The following is a 20,489-nucleotide window of genomic DNA, read 5'->3' as shown; positions in this document are numbered from 1 at the left end:
CTACCAATTAACGTATGGGGTATTTGGGTTTATGAATAGGGATTATCAGTTGATGGAATGTTTAATAAGCATATATAAGTAAAGGAAGAATGATAAGTAAAGGGTGAAAGGTGAAAAATGCAGAACCATATAAGAAAAGTGATGATTAGATGACAATATCGAATCTTCAATTTAGTGAAGAAAGAACCCAAGGGTTCAACATCATCAGAAACCAAAAGCTGCTTTCCAAATTTGGAAAGCAGCTTTTACATTTATAGTGTTTCTATAAAATTATAGTTGACCAAAAACATACAAGCGGGTTTTAAGCTCTGTATCTTCTGTTTTTCTGCCAAAGCGGATATCTTTAAAATCATCGTATCCATTATAATTATCACGATCTTCAAATAGCATGGTAACATTTGCGTCTTTAAAAACAATATCGGAACTGTTGAACACTTCATTAGTAGCTGTAACAACTTCAGTAGGTATTGGTGGGAAAGAAATAGTATCATCACCAGAGTAACTTTGCCAAACAAAGGTGAATGTATCACTTGCACTCACTTGAAAAGTAACTCCTAACCAATCAAAATCATCCATTGAAGTTGCTGTAATATCAAGCTGAGACAATTTTTTATCATTTGCTTCAAAAGTAGCATCAAGTTTTGTCATAGAGCTCAATATTTCTTGGTAAGCTTCGTGCACGTAAGTTCTGCCATTCTCTTGTACTCTTGCATTGGTGAAGTAATGGTCAAAAACTTGATCTTCTGCCTTTGGCACATGAAACTTGGTTTCGAAAGGATTTCCATTCAAGGCAATATTTTCACGATAAATGCTTACTGCTGGAGAGTAACGACTTGGCCCCGTATGTCCTTGTACAAGTAAACTTGCAGTGCTGAGAGAACCGTTGTCGGCAAAAGTATGGCTATCCATAGATGTATTCATCGCATTCAAAGGCAGCTCATGATCACCGACTCCAAATGGTGCAGCCATATAGTAGCCTGCATCACCAACTTTCAGATACACATAACCCAAATCAAATTGATCATAGATCTTTAATGTGCGTTGTGTGTTTTCTGCAATTGGGTTGGTGTTGCCTCCCGAAAAAATCATGGCATAATCATGATCGGGCACATTCGTAAAGGTAACATTAGCATCTCCTAGCTCATTCCCATAGTTGGCTTGTGTAGATGGCACGGGGCTGAAATCGCCTGGGGTAATACCATGATAACTTGTTATTTTACCGTCGTTGCCATCATTGTTCATATAATAGCCAACAAAATGCACATCAAAAGTTTCACCATCAAATTCTGCTGGACGTTGAACTGTTTGTGCAAATGCACCCTCTGGAATTTCGGCGAAATAAAGAATTTCTTTTTCAGGTGCTGGGCTTGTAATATAAGTGAAGTTCATAATGTCTGCGCCAGCACTTAAGTAGCCGTCAAAAATGTTGTAATCGAGTAATACATTCTTTACATCAACTGAAATACTAGCTGTTGCAGTAGCTCCTTCGTCATCCGTTACTATGGCTTTTAGTTCCACACTGCCATCTTCCACATCTTTACTGTTCCAATTAAAAGAGTAAGGCGACACGGTTGACTCAGTTACTTTAACTCCATTTGCATAAAATTCAACTTTCGCTACCGAACCATCACTATCCGCCGCATTAACCTCTACGTCTACTATATTCCAAAGGTCACCACTATTTGCCGTAGGGCTCACAAAGGAAATTGTTGGTTTTTGATTTTCAGGTTCTGGGGTTGGGGCAGGTTCATCATCCTTACTACAGGAAAATACCAGGGCAAGGAGCATCAAACCAAATAATACTTTTGTTTTCATTGTTTTTAAGGTTTTCATTGTTGTTTTTTACTTTATTGACAGCAAGTTGCCGCAATAATCCGAGGTAAAATCAACAGATCTAACCAATGCCCCTTTTGAATTGATGGATGCTATATTTGAATTGACGGGATTTAAACCAGAAAGACTTTTTTTATTAAGGTTGAAGTGCTGCTTTACTGAAGTTTTCAATGGGCAGATTTCACCTGATCGGCAAATTTCAAGTCTAATTTCATATAAACAAAAACCACCGAAAAACAATATTGCCCTTCGGTGGAAAACTATCTAGAGGTATGGGGATTTAATATGCTTTGAATCTGCCCATATAGAATTACAGTTCGATTAAGGTTATTTACTTTCTTATAATTCTATCAAGCAACATTAGCATAAGTTGCAATAATAAGTTAGGGTTTAATTATTCAACAACCGTAATTGTTACTTCTGCTTTTTCTCCAGCTAATCCATCGTGAACACCTATTAAAATAGTGTATTGTTCAATTTCGTCATTAAAACTTTTTCCTTCAGCAAGGCTGATAACTCCTTTTTCAGAAATTTTAAAAAGATTATCATCTGTATTTTTTAAAATTACATAGCTAATAGGATCCTCATCTTCGTCAATCACTTTTAAAGTTCCAATTTCCTCGGATTCAGCAATATCCTTCTTAGTCTCAAAGCTTAAATAAGCTTCGTCAAAAACAGGAGCTACATTGGAATTACTCACATTAATTGTAATCACACTAGAAGCCTTATCATATCCGTCATTAACCTCAACAGTAATGGTATGTGATGTAGCATTGTTAAAATCAAGATTTTTACCCTCTCTAAGGGTAATTGTACCAGAGATTTCTGTTATTTCAAATAGCGCATCGGAGTCATCAACTATTTTAAATATTAAAAAATCCTCAACATCTTCATCATGGGCTTCAACCGCTCCAATTGGATAGGTATCATCAATATTTTCTTTTACAACAAAACTTTGTGCTTCAATATTCGGGGCAAGGTTCTCTAGTTTTTTAGTGGTAGCAGGTTCATCTTCCTTACTACAAGACCATATTGTGGCCATAAGTACTGCACTTAGAAATAGATTTTTTTTCATAGGTTTTAAAGATTTGATTTTTGTTAATTATTTATTTTCAGGCAAGTTGAAGTAATAAATTAACGTGAAGCACCTAGATCTAACCAATAGCCCATCTGGATTGATGAAGTTGGGCTTTCAATTGATAGAATTATACTCTAGAAAGACCATTTTGTTCACTTTGGAAGAAAAAGTTCAAAATGGATAAGAAAAAATGTTAGGTAAATAACCGATAAACTCATATCCATTTATTTCCATGAATAGGAAATAGAATGCAATGTTCAATAATATTATAGGATTGATTATTGCTAATTGTAGATGGTTATAGGTTCACCTCTACCAATTGCTGAAGCTCTTCCTCCAAACTATGCTTGGGAAATGGTTGGCCCGCTTGGCGGTACCAATACCCAGCATTCCATTCATCGCCCTCTTTACGGTGCAAATAAGCGTGAATCCAGCTACCCATCGAAGAATGCAAATCTTGGGCAATATTGTGTGAAGCTTCCCAATCGCCTTTTGCTTCAAACCAAAGAGATTGTAGCGGTAAAGACCAAGAACTTGGCGGAGCAGATTCGTTTAGAGTATCTTTAAATTCTTGGTAGGTTTTAGGCGTCATGGTTATACTTTTTGAAGAAACTCCTGCTCGGAAATAATCGGCACGCCTAAACTTTCAGCTTTTGTCTTTTTACTGGGTCCCATATTGTCTCCCGCCACCACAAATGTGGTTTTGGATGAAATCGATGAGGCCACCTTACCCCCATTGTCTTCAATCAATTTCTTTAATTCGTTGCGACTTATGGTTTCAAACACCCCTGAAACCACAAAAATCTGCCCTTTTAGTTTATCAGTTTGATTCTCCAACTGCTCTTCGGACAAAGAGAATTGCAAACCATAGGATTTTAATCGGTCAACAACTTCCAAATTGGTGGGTTCCGAGAAAAATTTGATAACACTATCGGCAATACGTTCCCCGATTTCATCCACGGCGACCAATTCTTCTTGGGATGCCGCCATTAGCGCATCAATATTTTTATAAGCCTTTGCCAATTTTTTGGCTACGGTTTCCCCAACATATCGAATACCCAAAGCAAATAGTACACGCTCAAAAGGAATGGCTTTGGAAGCCTCCACACCTTTAACCAAATTCTCAGCCGATTTCTCAGCCATGCGCTCTAAAGGCATTACTTGTTCTTTGGTCAAGGTGTACAAATCGGCATAGTTGGCAATAAGCCCCTCTTTAAAGAGCAATTCCACCGTTTCACTTCCCATACCTTCTATATCCATAGCTTTTCGGGAGATAAAATGCTGGATGCGTCCCGTGATTTGAGTTGGACACCCAGTATCATTCGGACAAAAATGTTGTGCTTCACCCTCCTTTCGAATAAGTTCCGTTCCGCATTCTGGACATTCTGTGATATATTGTGTTGGAGTTGAATCCAGAGGACGTTTGGTGAAATCCACTCCTACGATTTTAGGAATGATTTCCCCACCTTTTTCCACAAAAACTGTATCTCCCTCACGAACATCCAACTTGGCAATTTGGTCTGCATTGTGCAAAGAGGCCCGTTTTACCGTAGTTCCTGCCAAAAGAACAGGCTCCAAATTGGCAACAGGCGTAATGGCTCCCGTTCTCCCTACTTGATAGGTGATTTCATTTAAAACCGTACTCTCTTGCTCCGCCTTGAATTTATAGGCCATGGCCCAACGAGGAGATTTTGCTGTATATCCCAGTTCCTCCTGCTGTTGAAGACTGTTCACCTTTACCACCACCCCATCCGTTTCGTAAGGCAAATGGTGACGCTCTGCATCCCAATGATCCACAAATTGCATCACCTCAGTGGTCGATTTACATAATTTGGCCACCGTAGGCACTTTGAATCCCCATGCACGAGCTTTTTCCAGTATTTCAAATTGGGATTTAATGCCCAAATTGTTCCCGACTACACTATACAGCAAACATTCCAAAGGACGTTGCGCTACTAAAGCACTATCTTGCAGTTTTAAACTTCCTGAGGCCGTATTTCGCGGATTCATATAAGGGTCTTCACCAGCTTCGAGGCGTTCTTGGTTCATTTTGGCAAAACCTTCCAAAGTCAAGATGATTTCACCTCGAATATCAAATTTTGGAGGATAATCACCTTTTAATTGCAAGGGCACCGACTTTATCGTTTTGATGTTGTTCGTCACGTCATCCCCTTGAAATCCATCACCACGGGTAACGGCACGCACCAATTTCCCTTCTTCATAAGTTAGGCTGATGGAGGCTCCATCATATTTTAATTCGCAGGTAAACTCAACTTGAACATCACCCAAAATGCGTTGGATTCGTTTTTCCCAATCTTCCAAATCTTCTTTGGAATAGGAATTGTCCAACGAATACATACGCTGTTCGTGGGCTACGGTCTCAAAATTTTTCGTGACCATTCCCCCTACCCTCAAAGTTGGTGAGGTTGGGTCTTGAAACTCTGGATGCGCTGCTTCTAATTTTTGAAGCTCCTTGAGTTTCATATCGAACTCATAATCCGAAATGGACGGTTGGTCCAGCACGTAATATTTATAATTGTGTTCGCGAAGCTCTTCTCTTAGCGATTGTATTTGTTGTTCAATGTTCATGTTCTCGTTGCCTTAAGCATTCTGTCGTTACCGAAAATATCCTTGCGCAGTTCAATTTCCGAAAAATTATGGGCTTTCAAAAGAGTAGCTGTCTCTTCCCCTAAATATTGATTGATTTCAAAATAAAGCTTGCCATTTTCCACTAAATGATTTTTTGAAAATTGCGCAATGGCCTCATAAAAAACTAATGGATTGTTATCCTTGACAAAAAGGGCTAAATGGGGCTCAAAATCCTTAACGTTATTCTGAATTTCTTGTTTTTCCAATTTCCGCACATAGGGTGGGTTGGATACGATGATATCGAACTTATGTTCAAGTTCAAGTTCAAACTCAAGTTCAAGGATATCTTGTTGGATAAAAGTGACCTCCACCCCATTATTTTCAGCGTTCTCTTCAGCTACTTTTATCGCTTCTTTAGATACATCCAACGCATATACTTTTGCATTGGGCAGGTGTTTGGCCAGTGCAATAGCGATACACCCGCTTCCTGTGCCAATATCTAGAACTTTGAGGTCTCGACTGCGCTCGACCTGACAATCGTCCAAAATCCATTGTACCAATTCTTCGGTTTCAGGTCGGGGAATCAGCACATTTTCATTCACCTGAAGTTCCAAATCCATAAAATGGGCTGTTCCTAATATATATTGTAAAGGCTTTTGCAACTTCAATTGCGACAAAGCTTCAAAAAGTGGTTGTTCCTCCTCTTTGGTCAACACATATTCTGGTTGGATGGCCAAAATGAACCGCTCCAACTTCAAATAATGTTCAATACAATTATAAAAGAAAGAGTCAATTTCTTCTTTGGGATAGATTTCACCCAATTCTTTGTGGAAAATATGTTTGATTTCCCTCAGCAGCATTACAATTTTTTAAGCATCCAAACGGGGCAAGAATAGTGTCCCGTGTTTCCCATGGGCGCATCGATGTATTCAAATCCGTTTTTCTTGTATAATTTTTGAGCAGCTTCCATGTAGGGCATGGTTTCCAAATAGCATTGATCAAAACCAAATTCCTTAGCTTTCTCCAAACAAGCCGAAATCATTTTGGCCCCCAATCCTTTACCCCTTGCTTCTTCCAAAAAATACATTTTCTGAAGCTCACACACATTGCCTTCGTAGTTGTCCAACTGGGCCACTCCAGCACAACCAATGATCCTACCTTCATGCTCCACTACAAAATAAGCGGCCTTTGGCACATTGTAGTTGGAAAACATATCGTCCAAAGCCTTGTCGGCATAGGCAGTTCCCACTTTGGGTACACCCATATCCTCAAAAACTTTGCGTATTACTTGGGCCACCTGTGCATTGTCATCGGGGGTTATTTCACGAATCACCGTATCTCCCATATTGTGTTTTTATTGTTCTATTTTTGTGGGGTGAATATACATCAAAAATACCTCCTTCGCTGCATCGAATTGGCCAAAAAGGGACTAGGCTCAACAGCTCCAAATCCTATGGTGGGATGTGTAATTGTGCACAACGGAAAAATCATTTCAGAAGGTTTTACCAGCCCATACGGTGGTCCGCATGCCGAAGTGAATGCCATTAATGCAGTAAAAAACAAGGAAGTATTGGCCGAATGTTCCCTTTATGTGACCTTGGAGCCCTGCTCTCATTATGGAAAAACACCTCCTTGCGCAGATTTAATTGCGAAATATAAATTCAAAGAGGTTTTTATTGGATTACAGGACCCTCACGATAAAGTAGCAGGACAAGGTATTGTAAAATTGGTAGAAGCTGGATGCAAGGTTAATGTTGGCATTCTTGAAGAGGAATGCAGAGAACACCACAAACGTTTTTTGACTTTTCAAGAACAGCAAAGACCTTATATAATATTAAAGTGGGGCGAGACCCAAGATGGATTTTTGGCACCTGATGACTCCGTTCGAGAAGCAGACCCTCAACCCTACTGGATCACCAATCGATATTCCAAACAATTGGTGCACCAATGGCGCAGTGAGGAACAATCCATTTTGGCAGGCACCCAAACGGTGTTGAAAGACAATCCAAAACTTAATGTTAGAAATTGGAGTGGTAAAAATCCGATTAGGGTCGTTTTGGATAGGACTCTTAAAATTGATAACGCTTTTCAGGTGTTGGACAGAAGTGTAAAAACCATCGTGCTTACGGAAGAAAGCAACGCTTCAAAACATGTTGACGGTATTGATTATGCCGTTGTTGATTTCGAAGAACCTCTGGCGAAACAGATTTGCGATGTGCTGTTTCAACATAACATTACAAGTGTCATTATAGAAGGTGGTGCCCAAACGCTTCAAACCTTTATTTATGAAAACCTTTGGGATGAAGCCCGTATTTTTCAAGGCCAAGTCCGTTTTGAATCTGGAATTCCTGCACCAAAAATTAAAGGCACACTTACACATACCGAATCCATCTTAACCGACTCTTTATCTATTTACCGCAATGATTAAGAACATCATTTTTGATTTTGGCGATGTACTCATCAATTTGGATAAACCTGCTACGGCTCGCGCCATGCTAGATTACGGATTTAAAGGACTAACCCCTGAGCTGGAACATCTTTTTAATACCTATGAAAAAGGATTGGTCGCATCTGGACAGTTTTTGGATGAAGTTTCAATGCACTTTCCAAATGCTAGTCGAGATTATTTAACCGAGGCATGGAATGCCATTTTACTTGATTTTCCAGAAGAGCGTTTGCAATTTTTGGAAAACCTTGCACAAGAAAACGAATACAAATTGTTTTTGCTGAGCAACACCAACGACCTTCATATTGAATATGTAAAATCCGCTATAGGAATGGAACGTTTCAACCGTTTTAAAAATGCCTTTGATGTGTTTTACTTGAGTTACGAAATAGGCATGCGAAAACCCGATGCTGAAATTTATGAGTTTGTTCTTGACCAGAATCAATTGGAACCCACCGAAACCTTTTTTGTGGATGACCTTAAGGAAAATACGGATTCAGCCGCCGCATTGGGTATAAAGGTCTGGAACTTACAAGTGGGCCAAGAGGATGTACTTCAACTAAAATCCAAACTCTAAATGATAGCATTGGCCTTAAGCGTATTGAGTTCCACCTGGATTTTTGTGGTTTTTAAACTGTACGATGTATACAAAATACAAACCTTGGTTGCCATCATCGTAAACTACATCACCGCCTGTTTGGTTGGCCTTACCTTATATAAGGGAACATTAAATGTTGGTGAAATCTTAGGGTCTTCTTGGATTTGGGGACCAGTTTTTATGGGGATGTTATTTATCACTGTTTTTAATCTGATGGCAAAAACTTCCCAGGTTGCTGGGGTGTCCGTAGCATCTGTGGCCACCAAAATGAGTTTGGTGATTCCTGTTTTGCTGGGTGTATTCCTTTATAAGGAACGATTAAGCTTTATTGAAGTTACCGGAATTATTTTGGCATTGACAGCTGTTTATTTGGTTTCGGCCAAAGGCAAAGGAATTCATGTAGACCGAAAACACTTGATTCTACCCGTTTTGGTGTTTTTAGGATCGGGAATAATCGATGCAAGCATTAAATATTTTGAAGAAGTACATTTAAGCGACCAAGAAATTCCCATTTTCTCCTCTATGATATTTGGGTTCGCTGCGCTATCTGGATTGATTTTTATTGGAATTAAGTCTGATAAAGCCCAAATGAAACTAAACTTGAAAAATATTTTGGGAGGTGTGGCCTTGGGCATTCCCAATTATTTTTCCATCTATTTTCTGATTCGTGCGCTACGTTCTGACCTGTTGAGCAGTGCCGCAGTCTTTACCATTAATAATGTAGCAATCGTAATGTTGTCTACCCTCGTAGGCATCTTATTGTTTAAAGAAAAACTCAGTGCAAAAAATTGGACAGGAGTGGCCATTGCGGTTTTGAGTATAATATTGGTAGCTTTGTTTTAATGGAGCAAGAAGATGTTTATCGGACGTTGAACCGACCTTCCACCGAGATATTATATAAGGATAGAAAAAGTAAATTCTTTGCACAGGTATTTCCCATTCAATCGGAGGATGATGTGAAACCAATCGTGGAAGAACTCCGAAAAAAATACCACACGGCCAACCATGTTTGTTATGCATGGCAATTAGGCGTTGAAAATCCCAGTTTTAGGGCCAATGATGATGGTGAACCCAATAATTCGGCTGGGATGCCCATTTATGGTCAGATCCAATCCTTTGATGTAACCAATGTGCTGATTACGGTGACCCGTATCTTTGGAGGTACCAAATTAGGTGTCGGTGGTTTGATTCAAGCGTATAAAACTGCAGCTCAATTAGCTTTGAATGAAGCCAAAATTGTGGAGAAGGTTTTGGAAACTCGTTTTACTCTGAAATTTGGATATCCAGATATGGATATTGTGATGCGAACCATCAAACAGAAAAACTTGAATGTGGTGGATCAAAAATTGGAGTTGGATTGTGAGTTAATAATCTCGGTTCGATTGAGTGAAGCAGAACAAACGTTTCAACTTTTCGATGAAATGCACACCGTGGTTATAAAAAGGGAGGAATGATTTAAGTTTAAACTAGAGTTCAGAATCAAACTCAAGTGCAAGTTCAAAATTTTTAGGAGATTCTTCACCCGCGATGCTCGTTCAGAATGACAATCAATGAAAAGCATATTCACCAAATACAATTTCCTGTCTACTGTCTACTGTCTACTGTCTACTGTCTACTGTCTACTGTCTACTAAATTTACAGTTTATCTAAAATATATTCTGGACATCGAATGGGTCTCCCCGTATTCTTATCCATGAAGGCCAATACTGTGTTTCCAGTAGCCAAAAGCTCCCCTGCTTCGTTTCTTAACAGATAATCAAACTCGATTTTAACCATAGGTTTCGACTTTAATTGGGTCTCAACTGTTAGTAAATCGTCATAAAGTGCAGATTTTTTGTAGTCAATATGCAAAGATATTACGGGTAACATTACTCCATTATCCTCCATACTTTTATAGGTCACTCCCAATGCTCGTAACCATTCAACACGACCCATTTCAAAATATTGAGCATAATTGCCATGATAAACCACGCCCATTTGGTCAGTTTCTGCATATCTAACCCGAAAAGAATACGAATTTACCCCCATATTTTAACTTAAAAATTATATATTTAGAAGCTTTGTTAATACGGCGGCAGTATGCGAAAAAAAAACAAAAGATTCAATGACAAATTGATTTTTTTTTTAAAAGAATTGTTCACATATTTGTCGCATCCAATAAGCATCTATAACCCTTTAGATGTTTAATCTATAGTATTAACACTAACCATTAAAACAAGGAAAAACTTCATGAGTGTCACTGCTAATTCCGTATGGAACAACTGTTTGGCTTTTATCCAGGATAACATCCAACCGCAGGCATTCAAAACTTGGTTTGAACCTATCAAACCAATTAAGCTAACGGATAAGGCGTTAAGCATTCAGGTACCCAGTAAGTTTTTCTACGAATGGCTCGAGGAACATTACGTTAAGCTTTTAAAGGTTGCATTGACCCGTGAACTGGGAACCAATGCCAAGCTTATCTACATTATAAAAATGGAGAACAAGTACGGGAACAAAGAACCGTTCACCGAACAGATTCCGAGTGCAAACCGTACTGCGGTAGGTCCACAAGAATTGGATGTACCGATTACCTCCAAAAGTCCAGAATTAAAGAATCCATTTGTGATTCCTGGCATCCGAAATATCAAGATTGAATCCCAATTAAATCCCAACTATAATTTCGATAATTTCTTGGAAGGAGATTCCAACCGTTTGGCTCGCTCTGCGGGTATGGCCGTGGCCAACAAACCAGGGGGGACTTCTTTTAATCCTTTGTTGGTTTTTGGCGGGGTTGGTTTGGGAAAAACACACTTGGCACATGCCATTGGTGTGGAAATAAAAGACAAGTATCCTGAAAAGACCGTTCTATATATTTCTGCGGAGAAATTCACCCAACAATATATAGAGTCGGTAAAAAAGAATACACGAAACGATTTTATCCATTTTTACCAATTGATCGATGTACTTATTATTGATGATGTACAGTTCCTATCTGGTAAATCTGGAACCCAAGATGTTTTCTTCCATATTTTCAACCACTTGCACCAAAATGGCAAGCAAGTAATTTTAACCTCGGACAAAGCTCCTGTAGATATGCAGGATATTGAACAGCGTTTGTTGTCCCGTTTTAAATGGGGTCTTTCTGCTGAATTGCAAAGTCCAGATTACGAAACCCGTGTTTCCATTCTAAAGAACAAGTTGTATCGTGATGGGGTTGAAATGCCAGAAGAAATTATCGACCATGTTGCCAAGAACATCAAAACCAATATTCGTGAGCTGGAAGGTGCTATCATTTCTTTAATTGCACAATCTTCTTTCAACAAGCGTGAGGTGACCTTGGAACTAGCACAACAAGTGGTAGAGAAATTTGTAAAAAATACGAAACGAGAGGTTTCTATCGACTACATTCAAAAAGTGGTGTCCGATTATTTCGAAATGGATGTGGCCACGCTACAGTCGAAAACCCGTAAACGTCATATTGTTCAGGCTCGTCAATTGGCGATGTTCTTTGCTAAAAAGTTTACCAAGGCATCACTGGCAAGTATTGGCTCCCAAATTGGGAAACGTGACCACGCTACGGTTCTACATGCTTGTAAAACAGTGGATAACCTTGCTGAGACTGACAAGCAGTTCAGAAAGTACATCGAAGACTTGAGCAAAAAGTTCAGTTAATTCCTTCAATTTTATGAAAACCAAAGTATTGATGGTCTGCTTGGGCAACATATGCAGATCACCATTGGCGGAAGGTATTTTGCAATCCAAAGTTGATTCGGAAAACGTTTTTGTGGATTCCGCAGGAACTGCAGGGTATCATGTAGGCAATCCACCCGATTCTAGGTCTATTGATGTGGCCCGTAAGTATGGATTGGATATCAGTTTTCAAAAATGCAGAAAATTTACCCCTCAAGATTTTCAGGAGTTCGATCATATTTATGTGATGGACCGCAGCAATTTGTCGAATGTCTCCAGCTTGGCCAGTTCAGAAAGCAACCTTCAAAAAGTAAAATTATTGCTCACTGAAGTTAATTTGGGTATTTCTGAAGTGCCAGACCCCTATTATGGTGGTGCCGATGGGTTTGAAAAAGTATATCAAATGATAGATGAGGCTTGTGAGGCAATTGCAAAAAAGCTAAATTAAACCTATGGAACAGGACAAACCCAGCCTGGTAGTGGGCAAAATCTATTTGATTCCCACAACTCTTGGAGACAATGCTCCTTTGGAAGTTTTACCGATTTCCGTAAAAGGGAATATTGAAAGAATCAACCATTATATTGTTGAGAATGAAAAGACCGCACGTCGTTTTATCAAAAGTGTTAGTCCTAGTAAATCGCAACCCGACCTTCATATCCAAACCCTTAATAAATACACCAATCCTGAAGAAATCCCAGCATTTTTAGACCCTTGTATCCATGGATTTGATGTTGGAATTTTATCGGAAGCGGGTTGCCCTGGTATTGCCGACCCTGGAGCTGCTGTGGTAAAAGTGGCTCACCAAAAAAGAATACAGGTGGTTCCCTTAGTTGGCCCCTCCTCTATTTTAATGGCGATGATGAGCAGTGGAATGAACGGTCAGAACTTTGCCTTTAATGGTTACTTGCCCATTGATAATGCGGAACGCAAAAAAACGGTAAAGCAATTGGAAAAATTGTCGCGTGAAAAAGGGCAATCCCAGATTTTTATGGAGACGCCTTATCGCAACAATAAATTCTTGAAGGACTTGCTTAAGACCCTGCAGAACAATACAATGCTCTGTATTGCTTGTGATATCACCTTACCCACAGAATTTATCAGCACCAAAAGTGTGCACGAGTGGAGTGAAATTGAGGTGGACTTGGATAAAAGACCCACTATCTATATTATCCAAGCATAAAAAAAGCCCGAAAAATCGGGCTTGAATTCTTTTTACAGATGTTGTATTATTAAACTTTAGCGTTCTGCTTTTGTTCAATATTGGAAATATCGTAACCTCCAAATTTCTTCAAATAGTAGGAGATACTACTTCCATAAGCATCCGTTACATCTTCTTTTCCATAAGATCGTAGATATTTTTTAACGTTACCCGCTCCCGCCAAATGTGCAGCAGCAATGATACCCGATTCAGTCACTTTGATTCCTCCAATGGTTTTCCCGTTAAAACGTTTAATGTCCCTACGCAAAATCCACTTGTTTCGAGCAATATTGGTCTCGAACACTTTTTCCTGTAGTTCTGGATCATCCAAGAAACTTTCCATGTCGTAAACACCCATTAAATGTAATGTACTGCTACCGAACTGGTATTTTCCTAAATAACCCAATGTATTGACTACGTGATATCTTCCTTGGGATTCCTTAAAAGCCAACGCTTCTTTAAAACCGTAGTATTTTTTACCAAGAAAGGGGGGATTGACTTCTTCTTCAACAATTCCAGCGATGGAATCTTGAGGTGCAAAAAGTTCCAATTGCTCTCCTACCTTTAGGAAATCTGGAACTTCCGCCAACTTTTTCTTCGTAATGGTATAGGTACCAAAACTCGTTAAAACTACAATCATGGCAAGATGTAGTATAAAACCTATCCATCTTTTCATAATGTTCATATTTGTGATCTCAATACATATACGTATCAAAAATCAATTTGGCCGCCAAAAGTAAGTTGAAATGGGTTAATGGGTAGCCTAAAGTTCCTAAGGTTTTCTTAAATGTGGCTTAAAATCCGTTAAATGGTTGAAAATTAACGCTAAACGGTATTATCTGAGAACTTTTTGCTCATTGAGCCATCGGGTGTACTGCACTTTATTTCGGTTGTGTTGCACCAAAGATTTGGCAAACATGTGGTATCCGAAGTTGGAAACGTCAGCCACAAAGAAGAAATAATCATGCTTTTCTGGGTTCAAAACCGCATCGATGGAAGAGATATCGGGCATGGCAATCGGACCTGGAGGAACACCTCTATTTTTATAAGTGTTATAAGGAGAATCCATTTCTAAATCACGGTACAAAACCCTTTTTATAATAGTATCGTAATTGCCTGTTTCTTTTTTGATGGCATAAATCACGGTTGGATCTGCTTCCAATGGCCAACCATCTCTAAGTCTATTTAAATAAACGCCCGCCACTCTTGGTCGTTCATCAACTTTTACGGTTTCTTTTTGAACTATGGCCGCCAAGGAAATCACTTCATTTGGTGTCATTCCCAAATTTTTGGCCTTTTGTAAACGTTCATCATTCCAGAAACGCTGGTATTCCTTCAACATTCTATCTCTGAATCCTTCTGCTTGGGTATTCCAGAAAAACTCATAGGTATTGGGCAAATACATTCCCAATTTGGAATCTTCATCAAATTTGGTTTCACTCAAGAATTGTGGATCATTAAAGGCTTGTACCAAAGAAATACTATCGGCCTCAATTTGCCCTGAAATCCTTCCTGCCAATTCTGGCAGGGATTCCTGATTATTAAAAGTTACCTGGACAGGAATATTGTTACTGCGAAGGGTATTGATGATTTCATTGTTGTTCATTCCCTTTTTGATTGCATATTTACCTGCTTTTAGGTTGGTGGAATATCCTTTACGGTCTGCCACAGACTCAAAGGTTGAAATATCCTTCAACAAGGGTTCCAAAGATGTTTTTACATCTGAAAAACTGGCATTGGTGGGAAGATAAACAAAGGCTTCCGAGTTATTGAACTGGGTGTTGGGACTAAAAATTGCGTCATAGATTTTATATGCAATAAAACCAGCAACCAATAAACCCAAGATGGCAGTTGCCCAAAGTACTTTTTTAAGATACATTCGAATTAATCTTTTGAAATAGTATTTCGTTTTTGAACCCTTCGCTGGTTCTTACCCACTCCTTTTTAACGCCTATTTTTTCAAATCCGTATTTTTCAAAGAGATGGATACTCGCTTGGTTATCCTCAAGAATATTGGCGTAAATCTGATGCAGATCGAGCACCGAAAAAGCATAATCGCACATCAACGCCAAAGCTTCCGCGCCTTGCCCTTTATTTCTATCGTTGGGATCGGAAATCACAATCCCTATTCCAGCACGACGGTGTTTCGGGTCAAAATCAAACAAGTCTATCAACCCCACACATTCGTCTGAGTTATTACAAATACACAAGCGAAGTTGTTTTACCTCGTATATATCGCGATGGGCATTATCCAAATACAGTTGCAATACTTTTTTGGAGTATGGTTTTAAGGTGCCGCTGACTTCCCAAACGGATGTATCGTTTTCCAATTGGTACAGAAAATCCAAATCGGAAGGCTCCAAAGCCCTTAGGTAAATATGTTCTCCTTTTAGATTCAGCATTCCACTTCGCCTTTAAACACCTGAATCGCTGGTCCCTTTAGATATACGTTCGAGTACTTTTCGCCTGATTTCTCAAAACTAATGGTCAAATCCCCACCCAACGTTTTAATATGCACTTCGGAACTGGAGGTTTTACCCGATTCATGCATGGCCAGAGCAACTGCAGTTACTCCAGTTCCACAAGAATAGGTCTCTCCTTCCACTCCCCTTTCATAGGTTCGCACTTGAAACACATCGCCATCTTCTTGCTCTACAAAATTGATATTGCTGCCCGATTCACCATACAAACCGTAACGAAGTCTTTTCCCTTCTTTTTGCACATCAAATTGTGGTAAATTTTTCACCAATTGCACATGATGTGGAGAACCTGTATCCAAAAAAATGTGGTTTGGCATTTCGTGTACCTCGTCCACATCTATCATTTTTAGTTTTACAATATCGCCATCAACTGTAGCTTCATGCAACCCGTCAACCGCATTGAATGTGCATGTTTCACCTATAACACCTAAATAATGCGCAAAGGCCACTAAACATCTTCCGCCATTTCCACACATGGTGCTTTGGCCCCCATCGGAATTATAATACACCATCTTAAAATCTGACGCTTCGTCATTTTCAAGCAGCATCAATCCATCCGCTCCAATGCCAAATCTTCGGTCGCACAATTCGGCAACCAATTTGGTATCGTTTTTGGGGAATATATCTTGGCGATTATCGATGATTACGAAATCGTTCCCAGTTCCTTGATATTTGAAAAACTCTAGTTTCATTGCAATGTACAAAGGAACAAATATACGGGATTCTTTAAGGTTTTTTTTGCAGTTAAAACAGCGTTAAACCACATCAGTAGAAAAATCAAAACCTCTAATTTTGTTAAAGCTTATTGTTAAATAATTATTGAATTATGAAGAAAATAGCCAATTTATTCTTGGTTTCCCTTTTTGCAGGAGCCATTACATTAGGAGCTTACAAACTATTTTTCGAGAACAACAACTATAAAATGATAACGGCATCGGATGAGGCGCCCGTGATCAGTACCAGTTTTGTGCCGACCTCGGCCAAGGGTGCTGGCATCAATGAAGTGGATTTTACCTTGGCAGCCGAAAAAACCGTGAATTCGGTGGTGCACGTTAAAAGTATGACCTTGAGCAAGGGTCCTCGTAGTCTTTCCGATTTCTTTTACGGTTTTGAGCGTCAACAAACCCCGCAATTGGGAACAGGTTCAGGAGTTATTATTTCCCCTGACGGATATATCGTGACCAACAATCACGTAATTGCCAATTCCACCCAATTAGAAGTGGTACTGAACAACAATAAATCCTACGAAGCGGAAGTAGTTGGAACTGACCCAGAGTCGGATATTGCCCTTCTTAAAATTGAAGCTGATGAAGAAATGCCTTATTTGGCCTTTGGAGATTCAGACAATACCAAAATCGGAGAATGGGTTTTAGCTGTGGGTAACCCCTTTAACCTAACTTCTACGGTAACTGCAGGTATTGTAAGTGCAAAAGCAAGGTCTTTGGGGAACAGTCAATCCTTTATTCAAACCGATGCGGCAGTAAACCCAGGTAACAGTGGTGGCGCATTGGTAAACACAAATGGGGATTTAATCGGTATCAACACCGCTATTACCTCCCAAACAGGTTCCTTTGTGGGGTATGCTTTTGCCGTACCGAGCAACATTGCCAAAAAAGTGGTAGAAGATATTATGGAGTTCGGTAACGTTCAAAAAGGACTTTTGGGCATCTCCATTGCCAATGTGGATTCCCCTGGTGCCATTGAAAGAGGGTTGAACGAATTGGATGGTGTGTATGTTGCTGGAGTTGAAGAAGAATCTGGAGCAGAAGCTGCTGGACTTCAAGAAGGAGATATCATCAAGCAAATTGATGATATTAAAATCCGTAAATATGCTGAACTTGCTGGGTATCTATCTTCCAAACGCCCAGGCGAATCAGTGAATGTTACTGTGGATAGGGACGGAACTTCTTTGGTTAAAAATGTAACCTTGAAAAAACAAAGTAGTGTACGACTACCAAACACCTATTTCACGGTGAAGAATTTGACCAAACAGGACAAGAAGAAATTTGGAGTTTCAGAAGGGGTGAAAATCACCAATGTTCCAGAAACGTATAGTAGATATGGATTGGAAAACAAAGTAATCGTGGAAGTTGACGGTAAAAAAATCAACAATATCGACGATGCCAAGAGATACTTTGGAGAAATTGAAAGATATGGAAGAACCAGTTTCACCATGATCAATGAAAATGGTGAAAAGGAACACATGATCTTGCAATAAAAAAGTGCCAAAAAAACACTTAAAAGCGCCTTATTTTAAGGCGCTTTTTTTATACGAATATCTTTTACGAAAACGTTTGAAATATATAATTTAGCCGCAAAATTAACTTTATAATCGCAATCCTAACCCATGAGCGAAATCAAGTCCTACGAAAAGGAACTTGCCTTTCAGGCAGACAGACGAAAAGCCACCACAGAATTTATTAAGATCATTAGCGACCTGTGGTACGATAAAGCCATTGAAGTAGTGCTTTTCAAAAATCAAATTATAGATAAAAATGTATCGGACATCATCAACCTGCACGAATATGCTGGGGAATTTGTTCAAAAACCCATTTCCATTTTTGATTCAGTCGAAATTTTAAGAGCCATCAACGACATCAACCTCCCTCCTGCCAAATTGGATATCGGAAAATTGACCTATGAATATCATTCCGATGATAATACAAGTCTTAACGTTAAGGCCTTCGTAATTGAAAAATTAAAAGGTGCCGATGCTGCAAAACCCATTAAACCCAAAGATGTGGTCCTTTATGGATTTGGTCGAATAGGTAGACTGGTTGCCCGTGAACTTATGGCAAAAACAGGAAGAGGAAGCCAGCTTCGATTACGTGCTATTGTAGTTCGGGGCGAAATCAATGAAGAAATCTTGGACAAAAGAGCAGCCTTACTCAAAACTGACTCTGTACACGGTCCGTTCACAGGAACGGTCGAAGTAGATGCCAAAAACGATGCCTTATTGATCAATGGCACTACGGTAAAATTCATCAGCGCAGATAAGCCAGAACAAATTGATTACACGAAATATGGGATTTTCAATGCTTTGATTATCGACAATACTGGGGCATTCCGAGATAAAACAGCTTTATCAAGACACCTGGAATCCAAAGGAGCCAGCAAAGTTTTGCTTACGGCACCAGGTAAAGAGGTTCCAAACATTGTTCACGGAGTAAATCAAACCCAATACGATCCAGACAAAACAAAAATTTATTCGGCTGCATCCTGCACCACCAATGCCATTACTCCTATTTTAAAGGTAATCGAGGATTCCTTGGGCATTAAAAAAGGGCATTTGGAGACCATTCACGCCTACACCAACGATCAAAATCTTGTGGACAACATGCACAAAAAGTACCGAAGAGGACGTGCTGCGGCTGTAAATATGGTGATTACCGAAACAGGTGCTGGTGCCGCTGTGGCAAAAGCCTTGCCTTCACTGAAAGGAAAATTGACCTCGAATGCCATTCGTGTTCCTGTTCCCAATGGTTCGTTGGCCATCCTTAATCTTGAAGTGAAAAACAAAACATCGGTTGAAAGTTTAAACACGATTTTAAAGAAATATGCCCTCGAAGGTGATTTGGTGGAGCAAATTAAATATTCGTTGAGCAACGAACTGGTTTCTTCAGACATCGTAGGAACCACAGCACCATCCATTTACGACAGCAAAGCCACTATTGTATCGGCAGATGGAAAGAGTGTAGTGCTATATATATGGTACGATAACGAATATGGATATTCCCATCAAGTAATTCGACTGGCAAAATATATTTCCAAAGTGAGACGTTATACCTACTATTAATAGCGGTGGAGTTACTTTGGTAGGCTCAATTTCTTTTGAATTTAGGTATATTAGTGTAATTTCGCCCTACCCTTAATCTAAATTTAATACGAGAACATTATTGAACATGAAGCATTTACGCGTTTTATTTACCCTATTCCTACTTACTCAAATGGGTGCGGTTTTTGCCCAAGAGGAAGAATCCGAACCAGCCGATAAATCCTTAAAAGGACAGTTTGAAGAACTGGAGCGAAAATCGACCAATTACAGGTCGGGCAACGGTGTAGCTTATGAAGTTATGAAGCTTTCAAGTATCAACGAATTGAAAGCAAATATTTTTGATACGATAAATACCGCAAACAAGAATATCAAAGATCTTTCGAACACAATTACTGCCAATGAGGCAGAAATCGAGGATTTGAATTCGAAGCTACAGGAAACTACCAATAAATTGAACAGTGTAACGGAAGAAAAAGACAGTATTTCGTTTTTTGGTGCATTGATCAGCAAAGGCACTTACAACTTTATATTGTGGTCCATTATTTTTGGACTGCTGATTCTTTTGTTGTTTTTCATTTACCGTTTTAGAAACAGTAACTTTTTAACGCAACAAGCCAAGTCCGCTTTGTCCGATTTGGAAGAAGAATATGAAAATCATCGTCGTAGGGCATTGGAGCGCGAACAAAAAATCAGCCGACAATTGCAAGACGAGCTAAACAAACAAAAAAAGTAACCCAAGACAAGGCTTCCCAACGGAAGCCTTTCTTTTTGCCTCAAATTGAAGAAGCTTTGCTTACTTTTGCCGCATTATTAAAATCT

General features: G+C 39.3%; 22 protein-coding genes. 11 read left to right on the top strand and 11 right to left on the bottom strand.

Annotated elements, in window-relative coordinates:
• Positions 1 to 270 precede the first annotated feature (270 nt).
• Both BLQ18_RS10995 and BLQ18_RS10985 read right to left on the bottom strand, forming a co-directional pair.
• Positions 271 to 1,815, bottom strand: coding sequence for an Ig-like domain-containing protein (locus tag BLQ18_RS10995; RefSeq protein ID WP_175443750.1), 1,545 nt, complete (start codon positions 1,813 to 1,815; stop codon positions 271 to 273).
• Positions 1,816 to 2,227: 412 nt separating this feature from the next.
• On the bottom strand, positions 2,228 to 2,908 hold the full coding sequence (locus tag BLQ18_RS10985; protein ID WP_090295512.1) for a cadherin repeat domain-containing protein: 681 nt from the start codon (positions 2,906 to 2,908) through the stop codon (positions 2,228 to 2,230).
• Between the two features lie 64 nt (positions 2,909 to 2,972).
• Between BLQ18_RS10985 and BLQ18_RS17155 the strand changes: the two genes are divergently transcribed.
• The gene (locus BLQ18_RS17155; protein WP_262492765.1) at positions 2,973 to 3,095 is read left to right on the top strand and encodes a hypothetical protein; all 123 of its coding nucleotides are present in this window, start codon (positions 2,973 to 2,975) and stop codon (positions 3,093 to 3,095) included.
• Positions 3,096 to 3,209: 114 nt separating this feature from the next.
• On the opposite strand, the gene BLQ18_RS10980 is transcribed toward BLQ18_RS17155, so the two are convergent.
• From BLQ18_RS10980 to BLQ18_RS10965, 4 genes are read right to left on the bottom strand one after another with little or no spacing between them, the layout of a single operon-like run.
• The gene (locus BLQ18_RS10980) at positions 3,210 to 3,503 is read right to left on the bottom strand and encodes a hypothetical protein (RefSeq protein ID WP_090295506.1); all 294 of its coding nucleotides are present in this window, start codon (positions 3,501 to 3,503) and stop codon (positions 3,210 to 3,212) included.
• A 2-nt stretch (positions 3,504 to 3,505) separates the two neighbouring features.
• Positions 3,506 to 5,500 (bottom strand): NAD-dependent DNA ligase LigA, encoded by a 1,995-nt coding sequence (ligA, locus tag BLQ18_RS10975; RefSeq protein ID WP_090295501.1) that lies wholly within the window; start codon positions 5,498 to 5,500, stop codon positions 3,506 to 3,508.
• The gene (gene prmC / locus BLQ18_RS10970) at positions 5,497 to 6,360 is read right to left on the bottom strand and encodes a peptide chain release factor N(5)-glutamine methyltransferase (RefSeq protein WP_090295494.1); all 864 of its coding nucleotides are present in this window, start codon (positions 6,358 to 6,360) and stop codon (positions 5,497 to 5,499) included. The genes ligA and prmC overlap by 4 nt, the downstream gene beginning before the upstream one ends.
• Positions 6,360 to 6,845: a GNAT family N-acetyltransferase gene (locus BLQ18_RS10965; RefSeq protein ID WP_090295491.1), complete on the bottom strand. Its 486-nt coding sequence runs from the start codon at positions 6,843 to 6,845 to the stop codon at positions 6,360 to 6,362. The genes prmC and BLQ18_RS10965 overlap by 1 nt, the downstream gene beginning before the upstream one ends.
• 30 nt (positions 6,846 to 6,875) lie before the next feature.
• On the opposite strand from BLQ18_RS10965, the gene ribD reads away from it, so the two are divergent.
• The 4 genes from ribD to BLQ18_RS10945 are packed head-to-tail and all read left to right on the top strand — an operon-like array spanning position 6,876 to position 9,998.
• The gene (gene ribD, locus BLQ18_RS10960) at positions 6,876 to 7,928 is read left to right on the top strand and encodes a bifunctional diaminohydroxyphosphoribosylaminopyrimidine deaminase/5-amino-6-(5-phosphoribosylamino)uracil reductase RibD (protein ID WP_090295487.1); all 1,053 of its coding nucleotides are present in this window, start codon (positions 6,876 to 6,878) and stop codon (positions 7,926 to 7,928) included.
• Entirely contained in the window at positions 7,921 to 8,523 is a 603-nt protein-coding gene (locus tag BLQ18_RS10955) for an HAD family hydrolase (protein WP_090295484.1), read from the top strand. The genes ribD and BLQ18_RS10955 overlap by 8 nt, the downstream gene beginning before the upstream one ends.
• On the top strand, positions 8,524 to 9,387 hold the full coding sequence (locus BLQ18_RS10950) for an EamA family transporter (RefSeq protein WP_090295480.1): 864 nt from the start codon (positions 8,524 to 8,526) through the stop codon (positions 9,385 to 9,387).
• Positions 9,387 to 9,998 carry an IMPACT family protein gene (locus tag BLQ18_RS10945; RefSeq protein ID WP_090295478.1) on the top strand — a complete coding sequence of 204 codons (612 nt, stop codon included), beginning with the start codon at positions 9,387 to 9,389 and terminating at the stop codon, positions 9,996 to 9,998. The genes BLQ18_RS10950 and BLQ18_RS10945 overlap by 1 nt, the downstream gene beginning before the upstream one ends.
• Before the next feature lie 181 nt (positions 9,999 to 10,179).
• Here the strand turns inward: BLQ18_RS10945 and BLQ18_RS10940 are convergent, their stop codons facing one another.
• Complete coding sequence (locus BLQ18_RS10940; protein WP_090295473.1) at positions 10,180 to 10,572, bottom strand: acyl-CoA thioesterase; 393 nt, start codon at positions 10,570 to 10,572, stop codon at positions 10,180 to 10,182.
• Between the two features lie 201 nt (positions 10,573 to 10,773).
• Here BLQ18_RS10940 and dnaA point away from each other — a divergent pair, with 201 nt between their 5' ends.
• Genes dnaA through BLQ18_RS10925 form a run of 3 tightly spaced genes read left to right on the top strand, consistent with a single transcriptional unit; the run spans position 10,774 to position 13,397 of the window.
• Positions 10,774 to 12,198 (top strand): chromosomal replication initiator protein DnaA, encoded by a 1,425-nt coding sequence (gene dnaA, locus BLQ18_RS10935; protein WP_090295470.1) that lies wholly within the window; start codon positions 10,774 to 10,776, stop codon positions 12,196 to 12,198.
• 13 nt (positions 12,199 to 12,211) lie between these two features.
• Complete coding sequence (locus BLQ18_RS10930) at positions 12,212 to 12,664, top strand: low molecular weight protein-tyrosine-phosphatase (RefSeq protein WP_090295467.1); 453 nt, start codon at positions 12,212 to 12,214, stop codon at positions 12,662 to 12,664.
• A gap of 4 nt (positions 12,665 to 12,668) precedes the next feature.
• The gene (locus tag BLQ18_RS10925) at positions 12,669 to 13,397 is read left to right on the top strand and encodes an SAM-dependent methyltransferase (protein ID WP_090295463.1); all 729 of its coding nucleotides are present in this window, start codon (positions 12,669 to 12,671) and stop codon (positions 13,395 to 13,397) included.
• A 49-nt stretch (positions 13,398 to 13,446) separates the two neighbouring features.
• Here the strand turns inward: BLQ18_RS10925 and BLQ18_RS10920 are convergent, their stop codons facing one another.
• From BLQ18_RS10920 to dapF, 4 genes are all read right to left on the bottom strand, one after another.
• Positions 13,447 to 14,091 (bottom strand): lysozyme family protein, encoded by a 645-nt coding sequence (locus tag BLQ18_RS10920; RefSeq protein ID WP_090297543.1) that lies wholly within the window; start codon positions 14,089 to 14,091, stop codon positions 13,447 to 13,449.
• A 159-nt stretch (positions 14,092 to 14,250) separates the two neighbouring features.
• Positions 14,251 to 15,294: an endolytic transglycosylase MltG gene (gene mltG / locus BLQ18_RS10915; RefSeq protein ID WP_090295458.1), complete on the bottom strand. Its 1,044-nt coding sequence runs from the start codon at positions 15,292 to 15,294 to the stop codon at positions 14,251 to 14,253.
• Positions 15,284 to 15,817 carry a GNAT family N-acetyltransferase gene (locus BLQ18_RS10910; protein ID WP_090295455.1) on the bottom strand — a complete coding sequence of 178 codons (534 nt, stop codon included), beginning with the start codon at positions 15,815 to 15,817 and terminating at the stop codon, positions 15,284 to 15,286. The genes mltG and BLQ18_RS10910 overlap by 11 nt, the downstream gene beginning before the upstream one ends.
• Positions 15,811 to 16,587: a diaminopimelate epimerase gene (gene dapF / locus BLQ18_RS10905; RefSeq protein ID WP_090295451.1), complete on the bottom strand. Its 777-nt coding sequence runs from the start codon at positions 16,585 to 16,587 to the stop codon at positions 15,811 to 15,813. Before dapF ends, BLQ18_RS10910 begins: the two co-directional genes overlap by 7 nt.
• A 134-nt stretch (positions 16,588 to 16,721) precedes the next feature.
• Between dapF and BLQ18_RS10900 the strand changes: the two genes are divergently transcribed.
• The 3 genes from BLQ18_RS10900 to BLQ18_RS10890 all read left to right on the top strand — a co-directional run bounded on the left by BLQ18_RS10900 (position 16,722) and on the right by BLQ18_RS10890 (position 20,403).
• Positions 16,722 to 18,113 (top strand): trypsin-like peptidase domain-containing protein, encoded by a 1,392-nt coding sequence (locus tag BLQ18_RS10900; RefSeq protein ID WP_090295447.1) that lies wholly within the window; start codon positions 16,722 to 16,724, stop codon positions 18,111 to 18,113.
• A gap of 129 nt (positions 18,114 to 18,242) precedes the next feature.
• On the top strand, positions 18,243 to 19,691 hold the full coding sequence (locus BLQ18_RS10895; protein ID WP_090295443.1) for a glyceraldehyde-3-phosphate dehydrogenase: 1,449 nt from the start codon (positions 18,243 to 18,245) through the stop codon (positions 19,689 to 19,691).
• 106 nt (positions 19,692 to 19,797) lie between these two features.
• The gene (locus BLQ18_RS10890) at positions 19,798 to 20,403 is read left to right on the top strand and encodes a coiled-coil domain-containing protein (RefSeq protein WP_090295439.1); all 606 of its coding nucleotides are present in this window, start codon (positions 19,798 to 19,800) and stop codon (positions 20,401 to 20,403) included.
• Positions 20,404 to 20,489: the final 86 nt, after the last annotated feature.

Source organism: Flagellimonas zhangzhouensis (assembly GCF_900102925.1).
GTDB classification, from domain to species: domain Bacteria; phylum Bacteroidota; class Bacteroidia; order Flavobacteriales; family Flavobacteriaceae; genus Flagellimonas; species Flagellimonas zhangzhouensis.
The sequence above is the reverse complement of the archived record's forward strand: the minus strand, read 5'-3'. Positions and strand labels throughout refer to the sequence as shown.